At 63.0% G+C, this 17,520-nt stretch carries 10 protein-coding genes; all 10 read left to right on the top strand.

Annotation, left to right across the window (positions count from 1 at the left end):
- Positions 1-66: 66 nt before the first annotated feature.
- The 10 genes from smc (at position 67) to I41_RS05955 (ending at position 17,518) form a co-directional block, all read left to right on the top strand.
- Entirely contained in the window at positions 67-3,696 is a 3,630-nt protein-coding gene (smc, locus tag I41_RS06000; RefSeq protein ID WP_145431683.1) for a chromosome segregation protein SMC, read from the top strand.
- A gap of 823 nt (positions 3,697-4,519) precedes the next feature.
- On the top strand, positions 4,520-5,092 hold the full coding sequence (locus tag I41_RS05995) for a helix-turn-helix domain-containing protein (RefSeq protein WP_145431682.1): 573 nt from the start codon (positions 4,520-4,522) through the stop codon (positions 5,090-5,092).
- 647 nt (positions 5,093-5,739) lie between these two features.
- Complete coding sequence (locus tag I41_RS28225; RefSeq protein WP_168206723.1) at positions 5,740-9,516, top strand: choice-of-anchor Q domain-containing protein; 3,777 nt, start codon at positions 5,740-5,742, stop codon at positions 9,514-9,516.
- Between the two features lie 82 nt (positions 9,517-9,598).
- Positions 9,599-10,903: an NTP/NDP exchange transporter gene (locus I41_RS05985; RefSeq protein WP_145431681.1), complete on the top strand. Its 1,305-nt coding sequence runs from the start codon at positions 9,599-9,601 to the stop codon at positions 10,901-10,903.
- 366 nt (positions 10,904-11,269) lie between these two features.
- On the top strand, positions 11,270-11,764 hold the full coding sequence (locus tag I41_RS05980) for a hypothetical protein (protein WP_145431680.1): 495 nt from the start codon (positions 11,270-11,272) through the stop codon (positions 11,762-11,764).
- A gap of 123 nt (positions 11,765-11,887) precedes the next feature.
- Positions 11,888-12,490, top strand: a complete 603-nt coding sequence (locus tag I41_RS05975) for an SLOG cluster 4 domain-containing protein (RefSeq protein WP_145431679.1) — start codon at positions 11,888-11,890, stop codon at positions 12,488-12,490.
- A 217-nt stretch (positions 12,491-12,707) separates the two neighbouring features.
- Positions 12,708-15,233, top strand: a complete 2,526-nt coding sequence (locus I41_RS05970) for a DUF2092 domain-containing protein (RefSeq protein WP_145431678.1) — start codon at positions 12,708-12,710, stop codon at positions 15,231-15,233.
- Entirely contained in the window at positions 15,196-16,035 is an 840-nt protein-coding gene (locus tag I41_RS05965) for a family 16 glycoside hydrolase (RefSeq protein WP_168206722.1), read from the top strand. The genes I41_RS05970 and I41_RS05965 overlap by 38 nt, the downstream gene beginning before the upstream one ends.
- A gap of 53 nt (positions 16,036-16,088) precedes the next feature.
- A complete protein-coding gene (locus I41_RS05960) occupies positions 16,089-16,553 on the top strand; it encodes a VOC family protein (protein ID WP_145431676.1) in 465 nt (154 codons plus the stop codon).
- Between the two features lie 584 nt (positions 16,554-17,137).
- Positions 17,138-17,518, top strand: coding sequence for a hypothetical protein (locus tag I41_RS05955; RefSeq protein WP_145431675.1), 381 nt, complete (start codon positions 17,138-17,140; stop codon positions 17,516-17,518).
- Positions 17,519-17,520: the final 2 nt, after the last annotated feature.

The raw sequence follows: 17,520 nt of genomic DNA, 5'->3' as shown, positions 1-17,520 counted from the left end.
AATTGCTGACGGCCGACAGCCAAGAGCCAACTTAAGCCGCCTCTCCCGCGATCAGTCAATCGTCACATGCTTTCCGCCCTCGAACTCAACGGCTTCAAGAGCTTCGCGGAGCGGACGCGATTCGAGTTCCCGGCCGGCATCACCGTCGTCGTCGGCCCCAACGGCTCCGGCAAATCGAACGTCGTCGACGCCATCAAGTGGGTTCTGGGCGCCCAGAGCGTCAAGGCGCTCCGCGGCAAGGAGATGACCGACGTCATCTTCAGCGGCTCTCGCTCCCGCCGCGCTGCCAACGCCGCCGAAGCCTCCCTCATCTTCGACAATCGCGCCGGCATCTTCGACCATGATGCCGCCGAGATCCAAATCACCCGTCGCGTCTATCGCAGCGGCGAAGGCGAATATCTCATCAACCGGCAGCCCTGCCGCTTGCGCGACATCCGCGACCTGCTGGCAGACGTCGGCATGTCGAACGGCGCCTACAGCATCATCGAACAGGGCAAGGTCGACGCGGTGCTGCAGTCGTCGCCCAAAGAGCGGCGGCTCATCTTCGAAGAGGCGGCCGGCGTCAGCCGCTTTCGCGTCAAACGCGAAGAGGCCGCGCGACGACTTGAGAAAGTCCAGCAGAATCTCCTCCGCCTCGCCGACATCGTCGAGGAGCTCGAATCTCGACTCAAGACCGTTCGCTCGCAGGCGGGCCGCGCGCAAAAGTATTCGGAAGTCTCCAAGCGACTTGAGTTGCTGCGTACCCACGTCGGCCTTGAAGACTGGCGAAAGCTCACCGCCCGCATCGACGCTCTCCGCGGCGCCGCCGGCGCCGACGAAACCGACGTTTCCGGCCTGGAACGCGAACTCGCCGAGTGCGACGCACGCGTCGCGGAAGTCGACCGCGAGAACGACGCGCTGCAGCAGAGTTACCGCGACCTGACCGCCGCCGAGTCGACGGTTCGCGAGCGGCTTGCACAGTGCGAGTCGACGCGCAGCAGCCATCTGGCGCGCATCGACGAGTTGGAACTGGAAACGCAACGATTGGGCCAGCAGCTGCTCGTCCTCACCACCCGCGCCGGCGACTCGCAGCAATTGGTCGCCGAGACGGCCGCCGAGCTAGAGATCTCGCAGCAGCAGTTCGACAGCGGGGCCAGCGTCATCGCTGAACAGCAACAACAGCTCGCGGCTGCCGAGGCGGCGCTGGCGACTGCGGCGCAGGCGGCCGTGCAATCGCAGACTGAACTGCAGCAAGCCGAACGCGAGCTCGCCCAGGTTCACAACGACGAGCAACTTCTGGAAGCGAAGTTGCAGACCGCGGAGGGCTCGCTGGGTCGCTTCGACGACGAGCTCGTCCCGCTCGCCGCGACCCGCGAGCGTCATGTCGCCGAACAAAACCGGTCCGCCGCCGAGCTGACCACGCTGACCTCCGAATTGGAGCAAGCGAATCAGCAATATCAACGCTGCCAGACCGAACTCGCCGCCGACCGCGCCAAAGTGGCGGCGCTCCACAAGCTGGTGGCCGACCTCGAAGGCCGACTCACCGGCGCTAATGAACGAACCGTCGTTCTCGAAGAGCTCGAACGCCGACTCGAAGGCCTCACGTCTGGCGCGAAAGAAGTTTTGCGCCAGGCGCAGGCCGCCCCCGAAGGACCATTCCGCAACGTCCGCGGCGTTGTCGCCGACCTGCTTCACGTCGACGCCGATTCGGCCCCGCTGATCGAGATTGCGCTCGGCGACCGCGCAAATTACTTGGTGGTCACCGAAACCAAATCGCTCGCGGCGGCCCTCGCCGGCGAGCCCGGCAGCTGGCCCGGCCGCACCAGCTTTCTGCGACTGGACGTTCCCTCGCCCGCGAGCGCCGTCGACCGCATCGATCTCTCGGACGAGCCCGGCGTCATGGGCCGTGCCGACACGTTCGTCGATGCCGAGGAAGAATTACAGCCGATGATCCGGCGGCTGCTGGGACGCCACTGGCTCGTCGATACGCTCGCCACGGCGATCCGCGTGGCGAACGGCCCGGGCCGCGGACTCAATTTTGTCACTGCCGCCGGCGAAGCGGTGCTGGCGGACGGCACGCTCACCGTTGGCCCGCGGCAAAGCATCGCCGGCCTCCTGTCGCGACGGAGCGAGTTGCGCGCGCTGCGCGAGCAGATTGAAGAGATGGAACGCGCGGTGGCCGATGCTCAGCACGATCGCGAGCAACTGGAGCGTCGTATCGCCGCGGCCGAAGGGGGACTCCAGAAGCTGGCCGCCCGCCAAGCCGCCGCGGCGCAGGCGCACAGCGACGCTCGCCTCCAAGTCGCCTCGATGAGCGACAAGATTGAACAACTGGACGCCCGCATCGCCTCGCTCGCCAACGCCCGCGCAGCTGCCGCCGGCCAACTGCAGGAGCTGGCGGCACACCGCGTCGGCTCCGCGGAGCGAACCACCCTGCTCCGCCAGCGAATTGAGCAATTCAGCAACGCGATTCAGCAGGCAACAGAGCAGCAGGTTCAGCTCGAGGCCGAAGTCGAGAAACTCCGCCACGCCCTCACCGAACAGCGCGTCCAGTTTGCCCGCAGCGAGCAACGTCTCGACGGCCTGCGTCGGCAAATGGAACAATTACGCCGCGATCACGCCGAACGCGATTCGCTCCTGGAGGAAACTCAACTCCGCGCAACAGAGTGCCAAGCCCAACGAGTTCGCTTGCAGCAGTTGGTGCTCGATCTCGCCGCCGAGAGCGCCGAATTGTTCGCCCGCAAGGAAGGGTTCGGCCTCCAGCTCGCGGAGTTGGAACAGACTCGCAGCCTCCGCCAGGGCGATCGCTCCGCCGCGGTCATGGCCGCAGATGCGATTCGCGAGCAGCTATTGGCCCGCCAGCGCCGCCTGCAGGGCGTCCAGTTGGAACTGCAGCAACTCGTCCAGCAGCGATCGGCGACGGCCGAACGCCTACGCGAAGACTACAGTCTCGATCTGGCGACTCTCGCCGCCGAGAATCGAACTGTCGACGCCGTCGCCGATTCGGTTCCAGCCGACCGCGCCGCCATCGAAGCCGAAATCCGCGACCTGAAGGGTCGACTGCAAGCGGTCGGTCCAGTGAACGTCGAGGCTCTCGCCGAGCTCGAAGGCCTGGAGACGCGTTACGCGACGCTGGCCGGCCAGTACGAGGACCTGCAATCGGCCAAGGCGCGGCTCGAACAAATTGTCCAGCAGATCAACGCTGAAAGCCGGGAACTCTTTACTACGTCGGTCAACAACATCCGCACGCACTTCCAGGAGATTTTCCGCGGGTTGTTCGCCGGCGGCGAGGCCGACATCGTGCTGGAGGACGATGCCAGCGGCGACGTGCTCGAGGCTGGCATCTCGATCATCGCCCGCCCCCCCGGCAAGCAACCTCGCAACATCTCGCTCCTTTCAGGCGGCGAACGCACGCTGACCTGCGTGGCGCTGTTGCTAGCGATCTTCCGCAGCCGCCCCAGCCCTTTCTGCGTTCTGGACGAAGTCGACGCCGCGCTCGACGAAGCGAACATCGATCGCTTTGTGGAAGTACTGAAGCAGTTCATGCAGTCGACGCAGTTCATCGTCATCACGCATTCCAAACGAACGATGACCTGTTCCGACGTCCTCTACGGCGTAACAATGCAAGAGTCAGGCGTGTCGAAGCGCGTCTCCGTGCGATTTGAGGACGTCAGCGAAGATGGCCACATCGCGCCGTCAGCGCTCAAAGCCGCGTAGCGCTTAAAGCCACCGGCTCCGCCGGTGGACGAACTTCGATTCGCTTGCCAACTTGTCGCCCGTCCACCGGCAGAGCCAGGTGGCTTGGAAATAAAGTTGCGCACTCGCGCGAAGAAGCCTCGCGATCGCAGCGATCGTCGATTCGGCCGGTTTTATCGTTACGACCGGCGCGAAGCGACGACTCGCCTGCAGGCGCAACGGGCGGATCAACCGTCGAGAACGTTGCAACGGTTGAAAGTTTCTAAAGTCGACCCCCCTCTCGACTCGAAAATAGGTACCAGATGGAGTGCTCTTCTCCAGCGCTTCCCCTTCCACGAGGGGCGGCAACGCTGGCCGAGGGCTTTCATCGAAGGGGGGAGCCTGCCTGACACTGCACGCCGCACTGGTGCCGCGTTGCGCCCTTGATTGGAAGGGCCGCTGCGCGCCGTCTGGATGCTTCCCCCCTCGCAACGACCTCGTTGCAACTGCGAGCCTACCCGGCTGCGCATGTGCTCGCGAGAACAGCGGTTGTAACGATTGGACGGACTCGCCTGCGAGTTCTCCAATTTAACGACTTTCGCCAATCTCCGAGTGCTTGCACTGCCGATTAGCGTACATGACAGCAGAGGATCAGAAGGACCTGAACCAAAGCCAGCATGCCATTTTAGATTCCGTGCCCCGACCCAGGCGAAGGCAACGCGCTCGCTCGACCCAGAAGAGCGGCGTTTAGGGAGAGTTAACGCCGAAGCGCGTTGCAACTGCCAGGGGCCGACCAGGTCGCACGCTCGTTGGGAGCGTGGGCCGCGAGTGAGCGTTCACGCAAGTCAATTTTGGAGTACCCGTGATGAAGGTCTTTACTACTGGTCAGGTCGCTAAGATCTGTAAGGTGGCCCCGCGCACGGTCAGCAAGTGGTTCGATTCGGGTCGTCTCAAGGGCTACCGCATCCCCGGTTCGCAAGACCGGCGGATCCCCCGCGAGTACCTGATCCGGTTCCTCAAGGAGCACGGCATGCCGCTGGGCGACCTTGAGGACGAGGCGATGGCCAAAGTGCTCATCGTCGCGCAGGACCAAGTGCTGATCGAGAACCTCAAGCGCGAGCTGCCGCTCGAACGTTCTTTCCGCACGAATACCGCCGCGAGCGGGTTCGAAGCCGGCATCCAAGCCGAGAGCTTCCACCCCGACTGCATCGTCGTCGATTTCTCCATCGGTCAGGTCGAAGCCCTGCAGATTTGCCAAAATCTGCGGCGCTCCAGCGACTTCGCCGAGACGATCCTGATCGCCCTGCTGCCGGACGACGGCTCCACGGCGAGCTTCGATCGCTCGAGCATCAACGAAACGTTCAAGAAGCCGTTCGACGCCGCGTTGCTGGCCGAACGCCTCCGGACGCTGGTTGGCGCCAAGAAAGAGCTGGTCTAACGCTGACCTCCCCCTGACTTGCGTGCAGAAGCGAATGACTTCAGGAGCGCCCCAAACGCTCCCATGACGAGCGCGAAACCCGTGACGCTCGAGAATGCTCGCGGTTATAGATAAAAAATAGGGGCGGTTGAAAGATTCAACTGTCCGCTGCGACGCGAGACCTCCCGTCTTCGCCGCAGCGATCCCCGCTCAAAGAGGCCCCGTCGATTTTCCAATCGACGGGGCCTTTTTTGTTGCCTGTTTCGCCCGTTAGCGGCCGACGCTGAAGGACGACGCGGCGTCGGCCCCCTTATGGACGTTACTTTTCCTTGATTCTCGTTGACTTCGATAGCCCGCCGGCCCCAGAATGGGCCTGCCCTACCGCCAACATTCGTCTCTGAGATCAGTTGAGCGGCTCGTCGATTTACGCGGCCTGAATTGGAAGGCTTCCGGCGCGCATTAATATTCGCCTACTTCTCCACTCATGGTGGGCACGCCGCTTCTTTTGAGCCGGCGCAGACTACTTGTTGATGAAAGCACAAGGCGAAAGCCTTGTTCGCGGCGCAGACTGGTCGCACAAATTGGGCGGCGCTGCGCTGTCGCCGCCATGACTTCTTCCCCACTGCTCAGGTCGGCAATCGACCTCACGCCTGAAAAAAAGCTGCATCATGGACTTGAAGAATTGGCTGCAACAGTTGTCCGCTCCCCAGCTGCAGGTCTTGCGTACCGGCCGCCGCGGCAACGCGCGCCGCCGTTCGAATCGCAAGTACGCGCCGCAAGTCGTTCGGCTTGAAGACCGGCTGCTGCTGGCCGTCCTGATGGTCACCAACGACGCCGAATTTGGCGTGGGATCGCTGGCCTACGCGGTCGTGTCCAGCGTCAACCACGCCAATGGCGGCACCGGCAACGACGTCATCCAATTCTCTCCTGACCTCGACGGCGACACGATCACGCTGCCTGGCGACTTTATTAATCCGTTTGCAGCAAACGTTGGCGCAACCGCTTTTCAGATCAAAAACAATACGACGTTGGTCATCGACGGTCAGTCCGGACTGTCGCAGGGGGTCAATATCGCCCGCAGCGGCGCGGCGTTCCGTTTCTTCTACGTTGACGTCGGCAGTAACCTGACGTTGAAGGGGCTGACGCTCGCCGACGGCGTTGCGCAGGGGATGGCGGGCGGCAGCTCGCGGCTGAGCGGCGGCGGCGGCGGCAGCGCCGGCATGGGCGGAGCCATCTTCAATCAGGGGTCGCTGACGATCGAGGCCTGTACCTTCGCAGGCAACAGCGCGGTGGGAGGCGCCGGCGGATCGTATCAAGCCGACCGGAACGGCGGCGGCGGCAGCGGAGGCGGCGGTCTGGCTTCCGTCGGCGCGGGCGCCGCCTCGAACGGCGGCGGATTCGGCGGCGGCACGGGCGGCGGCAATGGCGGATCGTCAGGCGGGGGCGCCGGTAGCAACGGCAGCTTTCTCGGTAGCGGCGGCGGCGGCGGCGGTGCGGGCCTCAATCCCTCGATCCTGGGCGGCAAAGGGGGCAACGGCAATCTTGGCGGCGGAGGAGGTGGAGGCGGAACCTACCAAGGCGCTGGCGGCGCCGGCGGGTTCGGCGGCGGAGGAGGGGGGGGAGCCGATCACAGCGGCAGCGGCGGGGCCGCCGGCTATGGCGGAGGCGCGGGCAGCGCCGGCGGCGGCGCCAGCTTCGAATCGGAGAGCGGTGCCGGCGGCGGCGGGGCCGGCATGGGAGGCGCGATCTACAACGAGGCTGGCACCGTCAACATCGTCAACTCGACGTTCACTGGCAACGCCGCCATCGGCGGCGCCGGCGGCACGGGCATTCAGGCTAGCCGCAACGGTTCGGCCGGCCAGGGGTTGGGCGGCGCCCTCTTCAATCGCAATGGCACGATCACGGTCGCCAATACCACCATCGCCGCGAACTCGGTCACTCAAGGCGACGGCTCGACGCTGATCAAAGCCGGCAGCGGCATTTTCAGCATCGCTCATACGGCTTCCGCCGCGACGAACCTCAAAAATGCCATTGTCGCCCAGTCGGGCGTCTATGCCGTCGAGGACTTTACGGCCGTGGCTGCCGGCGGCGCCCATTCGAGCGCCGGCGCCGGCAACTTGATCCGCTCGCAGTCCGGCTTTCTCGGCGGCATCGTCAGCACGGCCGATCCTCAACTTGGTCCGTTGCAAGAGAATGGCGGACTGACGCAGACCATGGCTCTCCCTAGCGGCAGTCCCGCCGTCAATGCCGGAATTGATCAGCAAGTCGGAAATGGCGTGCCAGGCATCGACCAGCGCGGAGCGCCGCGCGATCCGACGAACGTCGACGTCGGCGCCTTCGAGTTCCGCTTTGTCGCCAGCATGCTCGTCAACGCTGAACTGGACGAAACAAGCGTCGCCGCCACGCTGTCGCTGCGCGAGGCGATTGAATTGGCTAATGGCTCGCGCTCGTACGACGACCTCTCCGCCAGCGAAAAGGCCAACGTCACGCTCGTCGGCGGCCTGATCAATACGATTAACTTCGCCGGCAATGTGAACGGCAAAACGATTACCCTCGCGACCATCGGCTCCAACCGAGTCGGTCCCACGGCGCTGCCGGTCACAAGCAACATCGTCGTCAACGGTCCCATCGGCAACAGCGGGGTCACGCTCTCGGCAGCCGGCACGACGATGCGGCTCTTCGACGTCACCAGCGCCGGCAATCTCACGCTGCAGAATTTGACGCTCACCGGCGGAACGGCTCGAGGCTTCGCCGGCGGCGATTTCTCTTGGGGCGGCGGCGGAGGCGGCAGCGCTGGCCTGGGGGGAGCAATCTTCAACCAAGGCACGCTCCAGATCCTCAACAGCACGCTCACTGGCAACATCGCCCAAGGGGGCGCCGGCGGCGCGTACGACGACAACTTGACTGGCAACGGCGGTTCCGGCGGCGGCGGTCTGAACGGCAAGGGGGCGAACATCGCTAACAACAACGGCAGCGCTGGCGGCGGCCCTAACGGCGGCGCAGGCGGTAGCTCCGTTGGCGGTGACGGCGGCTTCGGCGGCGGGGCTGGCGGAGGGGCGAGCGACGGCAGCACTTCCGGCGGCTATGCCGGCGGCAACGGCGGGTATGGCGGCGGCGGAGGAGGAGGCGGCTACGCTTCCTCGTTTGCCGGCGTTGGCGGCGCCGGTGGCTTCGGCGGCGGCGCCGGCGGCAATAGCGGCGGCCCAAGCGGCGGGGGCGCCGGCGGCAACGGCGGCGGCGGCATGGGAGGCGCCATCTTCAATGAAGCCGGTGTTGTCTTCATTAGCAATAGCACGCTCGCCGCCAACATGGCCCTCGGCGGCTCGGGGGGCAGCGGCACGTTCGGGAGCGGCGGGGCGAACGGCTCCGGCGTCGGCGGCGCCGCCTTCAATCACAACGGCACGATCACCATCTCCAGCAGCACGATCTCCAGCAATACGGCAGCTCAAGGGGGCCGTGGCATCTTCAATTTCGGCGACTCGACGACCCCGACCACCGAGTCGACTACCGCCGCCGCCAACATCACCGACACCATCATCGGCCAGGGATCCGATACGGCCGTTGAGGACTTCACCGGCGCGGCTGATGATTTCGGAACCAACGCGACCGCCGGCGGCAACAATCTGATTCGCACCTTTAGCGGCTTCGCCGGATCTGTCGTCAACACGGGCGATCCAAAACTCGGGCCGCTCCAAAACAATGGCGGCCCGACCCCGACGATGGCGCTGTTGCCCGGCAGTCCAGCCATCGACGCGGGAACGCCAGGTTATTTGCCTCCCCCCAACTTCGATCAACGCGGAGCGTCGTTCGCGCGCGTGCTCAACGGCAGAATCGACGTCGGCGCCTATGAAGGCGTCGCCAGCGTCGCCCCCTCCGCCGACTTCAACGTCGACAGCCGCGTCGACGGCCGCGACTTCCTCGCCTGGCAACGCAATTTCGGCAGCACGCCCAACGCGACGAAAGCACAGGGCGACGCTGATAACGATGGCGACGTCGACGCCGCCGATTTGACCGTCTGGAAAACCCAGTTCGGCATGAGCGGAGCCGCCACGGCCGCTGCCGTCGAATCAAACGTGGCGTTCGCAACGTCGGTGATGGCGGCGCCGACGCTCACAAGCAGCGAAGATGAAAAGACGCCGTCCGCCATCGCACGCCCGGCGACGACTCTAGACTGGTTCTGGCTAGCCGGCGAGGGCCTCTCCACGCGAGCCGTCTCGCTGCAAACAAATGCGGTTCGCTCGAAAACCAATGCCGCGGCCACGCCATCACACCACGCCCTCGGCGCCAGCCGCTCACCGATTGGGCTACTGTCCCCAACCCACGCGGAAGCAAGCGACTTAACCCTGCGCGGCAATGCTCAAGGCGACGAAGTCAATGCCGATGAATTGAGCCTAGTCGACGATGTCTTCGAAAAACTCGCCGTCGCATCTCATTTCGAATTCTAGAGAACGTCGCCACTCTCTGCCGTTGCTGAGCACCGTGCGACCTAGGTTTGCGAATCGCGTTGCGCCTGTATGATATGACCCTATGACGCCGCGACTATTTGTTTCCGCCCTCTGGTTCTTTCTCGTCCTCTTCTCCTACTACATCCTCAAACCCGTCCGCGACGCGCTCGCCACCGAGACGCGCCTCTTCGGCCCCCTTTATCTCGCCACCTTCCTCGCCGCCTCCGCCGCCCTCCCCCTCTACTGGCGCATCGTCGCCCGCACGACGCGGCGGCAGCTCGTGTTCGGCGTCTATCAGTTTTTCGTGGCCTGCCTCGTCGTATTTGCCCTCTTGCTCGCCCGTGGCTACGGCGACACGGAGTGGCTGCGCAACGCCTTCTTCGTCTGGGTGAGCGTCTTCAACCTCTACGTCGTCGCCGTCTTCTGGAGCGTGATGGCCGACCTCTTCTCCGCCGAGGAGGGGAAAAGCTGGTTCGGCGTCATGGCCGCGGCCGGCACTGTCGGCTCGATCGTCGCCTCGCTCGTCGGCCACGTCGCCGCGCAGCGTTTGGGCGTCGAGTGGCTGATGGTTGTCGCGATCGGCGCCCTCGAACTGGCGATCGTGATGGCCTGGCTCGTGCTGCGCGTCGCCTCGCGCGACGAGTCTTCGAAAGAATCTTTGCGGGAGGGGCCTCCGACCCCGAAGCCGGTTGGCGGGCCGCAGCCAACTGAAGTGGTGCGCGGAATCGGCGTCGGAGACGCCTCCGACAAGTCCAGCGGCTCCCTCCTCGCCGGCCTCCGCACCGTGCTGTCGTCACGCTACCTGCTGATGATCTGCGCCTTCACCGCCATCGGCAAATTCGCCGCGACGTTCGTCTACAACAACTTCCAGCACACGCTGCGCGAGGAAGGACTCGCGGTCGCCGAGCGCACGCAATTGTTCTCGGCAATGAACTTCTACTCGCAAACCGGCACGCTCGCCTTCCAAGCGGTCCTCGCCGCCGCGCTGATGCGACTCGCCGGCGTCGGCGCCACGCTCGCCATCGCCTGCAGCGTCATCGTCGGCCTGTTCGCCTGGCTGTCGTTCGACGCCACCCTCTGGCCGCTGATGGTCGCCAAAGTCGTCCAAGAAATCATCGGCTACGGCCTGCTCGTTCCCGCCCAGCAGGTGCTGTTCACCGTGGTGAGTCGCACCGAAAAGTACGAATCCAAAGCCTTCATCGACACGGTCGTCTTCCGCGGCAGCGACGTCGCCGCCTCGAACGTCGTCGACGCGCTGGGAAGATTCTCGGCGAGCGCCGCAGCGATCGCCATCCTGCCGCTCGTCGGCGCCTGGATGGCGCTGGGGGCATGGCTAGGCCGCGAGCAAACCGCCCGAGCCATAGCTAATGACGACCTCTCCCACTGAGTACAAGCGGGGTGCCACCTCCAGGCCTCTTGCCAGCCAGACGGCAGACGACTTTAGCCGGCGCTTCTCACTCGCCGCGGCGAGTGGCACCCGATATAAGGACGCCCTCACCCCCAGCCCCTCTCCCGCAGGGAGAGAGAAGCAGGATACGGACAGAGAAGAGTTAAGATTTATCGGAGCGGACCGCCCCGCGCGCAATCTAGCTCCCTTCTCCCGAGGGAGAAGGGCTGGGGATGAGGGCGAACGCTCGCTCCGACGATGCCTAACAACATTTAGCATAAGTCCCTCGAGCAGTTACAATGGCCAGTCGGCTTTCCGCATAAACACAATTTAAGAGCAGGGACTTGGGCGGCTGATACGATGAGTATGTCTCTGTACTTCGAGAGCCACGGCTATTATTGGCGGCTTCGGGAAGGCTTCGCGCCGATGGGTAGTGGTGAACAACAATCGCCGCTATTTATAGATCAGCTCAGACAGTCCGTCCCTTGGCTTCGTAAGGCTTCTGTGCATGAAATGGGCAGTTGGATAGTCGCACGCCTCAACTATCTGACTTGCGGCAATCTTAAAATGCTAGGAGATTCGTTTGGCCACGACACAAACGAGTTTGGTTACAAAGTCCGATGCATGAATGAACAGAGTATTCGACAAGCAAGTGGCGCTGTAGTCATTCATGCAGATCAAGTCCATTTCAAATACGCCGATTCCATCATCGATGATTACCAGTCCCTTTTCGCGCGGATACTCGCGGACAATCCTCGTGATTTGGATAAGATTAGCATTCGCGTTCGCATTCCAAGCGAGGACAATATTCAGCCTCGTTATCGGGCTTACGGTTGGGATGGTTTCTCCCTGCTTAGCTAACGGCCGAGCAAGTTCTTGCATTTGACCCGCTAAGCCAACGATCGGTTTGGCGTCTCTGTGTCAACTCTTGTATAAACCGCGCACCCGAGCCACTGTTTCAGCAGTAAACGGAGCTTTGTCGCGATGAAGCCCAACACGCAAAACGCCTTCGACGAACAAGCCACAAACCTCACCGCCCAACTCCCACCCGCCCCGCGCATCGCCGTCATCGGCAGCACCTCCTTCTGGCATCCCGACTCCGCGACAACCTGCCAACTCGTCGGCGCGCAACTAGCCAAAATCGATCGCCTCATCCTCCTCACCGGCGGCGTCGAAGGCGTTGGCGAGGCCGTCGGCCGCAGCTTCTTTGCAGCCTGCAGCAGCGACGAACAGCGCACATTCCACGTCCTTCCCGCAGGCTGCGTCCCTTGGGACTACGGCGTCACCCTCTTCGCCGGTCGCAACATGGAGGAGCGCCGCGAGATCCTCGGCCGAATGGCGCCCATCTACCTGGTGATCGAAGGGGGCCCCGGCACAGCCCACGAACATCAAGTCGCTTCCAAACGAGGCGCCACGATCATCCCGGTCGGCCGCAGCGGAGGCCACGCCGGCGCGATCTACCCGCACACCGCCAAACCAACGGTCGCCGTCCAAGCAGACTGGGACGCCCTGGCCTCAGCACAGCCGTCGGAAATCTCCGCCGCCGTCGCCTCGATCACTTGCGCGATCATCGCCGCGGGCAAGTAGCGTAAAGCCTAAAATAGTTGGGAAGCAGCGCGTATCGGTGTATGCTGTCCCCATTGGCTGATGCTCCGCCGCGCGAGAAACGGAGTAACAAGTTCTCGACTTGTTCGGCCTTTCGAGTCGAAACCCGATTTTCGGCGTTTGATGGCATCACTTGTCCTTACTCAGTGCTGATCACCAGCCTTTTCGCTTGCCCGCAAGCATTTACCGGGAACCAGCTATGTTCTTGTCATCCCCTTCACGCCTTGCCATTAGTCTCTTCGCCACCTTAATTTTGGCCACAGCCGGCCCGACGGTCGCCTTTGCCGAAGAGTCAAAGCCGGAAATCGACCCCACGGCCGATAGTCGCATGCAGGCGATGTCGAAATACCTTGGCGAGCTCAAAGGATTTTCGGTAGACGTTGACCACACGATAGAAATTCAGCCGGAAGAAGGAGAGAAGCAAAGCCGCTCCGACAAGCGTCACGTCGTCATCGAACGGCCCAATCGCCTTGCAGTGACGGTAGCCGACGGCGGCGAGAGCGAGGGAACGGTCATTTGCGATGGGAAGCAACTGTTCGCTTATTGGCCATCGGGTCAGCGGTATCTGCTGGGAGACGCTCCTGAGACGTTCAACGAGACGTTGCAGGAGGAAGCCGCACTGTTGCTGGGGGCCGGACGCACCGTGGTGCAGTACGCGACGGGCGACTGGTACAAACAGGCCACCGCGTCGGCTACGAAAATCGCCCTCTTGGAACCCGAGCAAGTCGACGGCGTTGCCTGCGATCGCATCGTGGTTTCCCAGCAGCGAACGAAAATCATTCTCTGGATCGAGCAAGGGGATCACCCGTTGCCGCGGAAAATGGAAGCGACCCTGCAAATCGAGACGCCCGATGCTGAATCCAAACTCCCCAAGCAGTTGGTGAGCTACGCGAACTGGGAACTCGAACCAGCAATCACCGACGAAACCTTCGCGATCGACGTGCCCGAAGATGCTGAGCAAGTCGAGTCGCTGCGAGATGAGGAACCGAGCGACGAAGGTCCCCATCCGCTATTGGGGGCGGAGGCGCCCGACTGCGAACTCAAGCTACTGGACGGAGGCGGCCAGAAGCTTGCCGACCTCAAAGATAAGAAGGTGGCGGTGATCGATTTCTGGGCGCTCTGGTGCGGCCCGTGCATCGCGGCGCTGCCGACCGTCGATCAAGTAGCGACGAAGTTCGCTGATCGCGACGTCGCCTTCTTCGCCGTCAATCTGGGCGATGGCGCGGACGAGATTCGCGAGTTTCTCGAAAAGGAAAAGCTCAAACTTCCGATCGCTCTCGATCCAGAATCTAAGCTCGGCGAGCTTTTCCAGGCCGGCAGCATTCCCATGACGATCATCGTCGACAAGCAGGGTGTCGTGCAGGTGGTGAATATTGGTTACGGCGACGGCCTCGAGCAAAAGCTCTGCGACGAGATCGAAGCCGTGCTCGCAGGTAAGCAACTCGCCCAAGATGCGCTGCAAGCCGCCCGCGACGCCCAACGCGGCGGTAAGCCTATTCCCAACGGCCCCGAAGCGGTGACCTCCAAGGACGCCATCGAGGACCAGGTCGCCTTCAATCTGCGCACAAGCGTCGAAGCCTACAAGAAAGTCGGCAGTCGCGACGACGCCTGGGACGACGCGGCCATCGAATTCCTCACGGAAGCCTCACGGCACTTCGCTTCAGCGAAGGGACACAAGTCGCAGGTCGAGCTGATCGCGATGGCGGAACCGCTTGCCGAACAAGGCTGCGACGACCCGCTGGTGAAGTACTGCCACGGCGCAATGTTGCAGGACGGACAGCCCGACGCAGCCTCACAGGCCCGGGCATTGGAACTCGTCGAGCAGGCCTATCACGGCCTCGTCGAACGAGGGTATCCGGCGAGTCGCTCCTTTGCCGCAGCGGAGCGCATCCACCGGACGCTCAAGAACGACGCCAGCCAAGCGGCAAAGGCTGAGGAGTATCTCGCTCTGAGCGAGAAGCACGCGCTGGAGTCGGCCTTACAAGACGACTTGGCAACGAACGATGGTCGCACGCTTTACAGTCATTTGAATGGATTCGCGGAGTCGCTGCCGCTGGAGAGAAGGCAACAATTCTGCGAGGCCGCCAAGGCTCACGAAGAAAAGTCGCCCTACGTCGTCAACATGCTGGTCGGCGAATACCACCTCGACGCCGCGTGGAAGTCGCGGGGCACCAACTTTGCGTCCGATGTGACTGAGGAAGGGTGGAAAGGCTTTGGCGAGCAGATGGACCTCGCACGCGACGCCTTCGAGAAGGCCTGGAAAGCCGCTCCCAAGCGTCCCGAAGCGCCCACTGCGATGGTGAGAGTCGCGATGGGTCACAGTCCGTCGCCCGAACGTGAAATGAGAATGTGGTTTGATCGCGCCGTCGAGGCTCAACTCGACTACCGCACGCCCTACTCGCATCTGATCTACGGATTATTGCCCCGCTGGCACGGCTCGCACGACCGCATGTACCAGTTTGGCGTCGAATGCATGGAGACCAACCGCTACGACACCGACGTTCCTTATGAATTCTGCGAAGCAGTCTGGCGAATCATGCGGGACAATCAAAATCCGCTCGGCTCGCGGTACGCCCAGCGTCCTGGCCTCTATGAAGCCGTGCGTAAAATCTGCCAGGGATACATCAACCAAGGCGAGGAGCGAAAGCGCCGTCTGGTGGAAAACGGTGTGGCTCGGATTCGCCTACTTGAACCAGCAATGGGAGGAGGCGAAACGCCTGCTTGACGAGCTCAAGAGCGAATTGGACGCGGATGCACTGAGCCGCTTTCCGCTGCCTGCAATCGAGGTGATCCAAGCCGTGAACCTGCACGCAAGCCCTCATGCCGACGCGATTCTAGCGGCGTTTCGCGCCGCCGACGACGACGGCAAGCGCGCAGAGGCTGTCGACGCGCTCAAAGCCATCCTCGAGGAACAGGGGCTCGATCCGTCGATCAGCGCGCCAGTAGCGTCGCGGTTGCAAGGATTGAACTGGAGCGATGACTTTCAGAAGGGCGAACCTCTCTCGCTCATCCCAGCGACCGATTTGCAAGGCTGGAAAGTGATCGCCGGCGACTGGCGCCGTACGCCCGACGACGAATTGCACGGCGTCTCCGACAGTGGCGGAGTGATCCTGGAATGCCAATCCAATTTCGGATCGCATTGGCAACTGAGCGGTGAAGTGGTCCATGGCGAAAGCCCGTACAAACCTTGGGACGCCGGCGTCTTCGTGAACGTCGACGGCCTTCCGCTGTTCTCGATGATGTTCAACCCCGCGACGAGCTGGGTAACAGCCGGGCCGTATCAACAGCGACGAGCAGGCCGACAGCCCTACACGCCCGCTGGCGAAACCACGAAATTCGTCTTGCGAGTCGCGGGAGATACCGTCAACGTCTGGCTCAACGACGTTCAGGTGATCGAGGATCAAGAGGTCAAGGGCCTCAGCACCGTCACGAATGGTCGCGTGGCGATCGGCGCAAAATACAGCTGGGCCGACTCGAATCTGACCTACCGAAATCTGGAAATCGAGCTGGTTGAGCCCGAGGAATAATGGCGCTCGCTCTAGGCTCACCACTGAAGGTTGTCATTACCTTCAGAGGCGCGATGACCGTCAAACGCATGGACAACGTCGGCATCGTCGTGGCAGACCTCGACGCCGCCATCGAGTTCTTCCTCAAGCTCGGCATGGAACTCGAAGGCCGCGCTCCCATCGCCGGCGATTGGGCTGATCGCATCACTGGCCTGCCCGACATGCGCGTCGAGATCGCCATGCTGCGGACGCCCGACGGCCACGGCCGGCTCGAACTCTCCCGCTTCGACGCCCCGCCGGTCGTCGCCGATCACCGCACCGCCCCCGTGAACGCGCTGGGCTACCTGTGCGTGATGTTCGCCGTGGAAGATCTCGACGACACGCTCGCCCGCCTCGGCAAGCTCGGCGCAACGGTCGTCGGCGAAGTCGTCCAGTACGCCGACGTCTACCGGCTCTGCTACATCCGCGGCCCCGAAGGAATTCTCATTGGGCTCGCCGAACAGCTCGTGCAGCCGACGTCACGAGTGAATCCCCTGTAAACAAGCACCAACTCGCTTGAAATTGGCCGCCCCGGCCGATATACTGAACCCTTGACCACCACACCGGATTCGCCCAAATAATCTGTGGGAGGGGTCTCTGACCCCGAAGCGACGTTGGATCACCACAACCGCTTGTGGCGGTGAACAAGATCGGCGTCGGAGACGCCTCCCACAGGCAACCGCTGTTGCAATGCCGTGACGCAATGCGATATGCGACAGATTGGGGTAAATACTCTAGCCCCATGCGACAGCAGCGACACAATTCACGACGACAAAAACCGTAAAGCGTTATCACTAAAGGACTTAATGACGATTACTTTCTGTCGCCAAAAATCACTCGCGACTCGGAGAGCGACATAATCGGGTGGCGACAGAATGTCCCCCTCGGCCCGCTGCCGCGACCGTCGCTGGCAGTTCAGCGATTCCAACGATTTCGATGCAATCCCTACAACCTGCTTAGCCGATACTCACTAGCGACGCTCCGTTTCGTGAGCGCCGGCGCCGCCTGTTGGCCGCCAGTTTCAGAAACTCAATGGCGTGCGGACCGCCCAGCGATCGGGCCGCTTCGACTTCGTGAGGGAACGATGCAACTGAAAATCTACGTCCCCCGGACGATTGAAATTCCGACGGAGTATCTTCCCGCGCTTGCCAAACGAGCCCTCGACGCCATGGGCGAAGCAGGCGTCGACGCCCAGGCCACCCGCGGCGCCCTCGTGCGTCAGGCAGTAATGGACGGCCTGCTGCGGGAACTCGACGGGTTGCGACTCGACGAAACGACGGTCGACCTCTATTGCGATCCGCAAGGCGAGGCGCCGTTGGAGATCGACAACCGGTCGCTCACGATGACCGAGCTGATCGATTCGCTGAGCGCCCCAAAGAGCGCGGCCTCGCCCAAGCGAGCCGAGGTCGCCGACCGCCTCCGCGGCAAGGAAGAGCGGATCATCCCGATTCGCCGCGCGGGCTGAGA

The organism is Lacipirellula limnantheis, assembly GCF_007746075.1.
GTDB classification, from domain to species: Bacteria; Planctomycetota; Planctomycetia; order Pirellulales; family Lacipirellulaceae; genus Lacipirellula; species Lacipirellula limnantheis.
The sequence above is the reverse complement of the archived record's forward strand: the minus strand, read 5'-3'. Positions and strand labels throughout refer to the sequence as shown.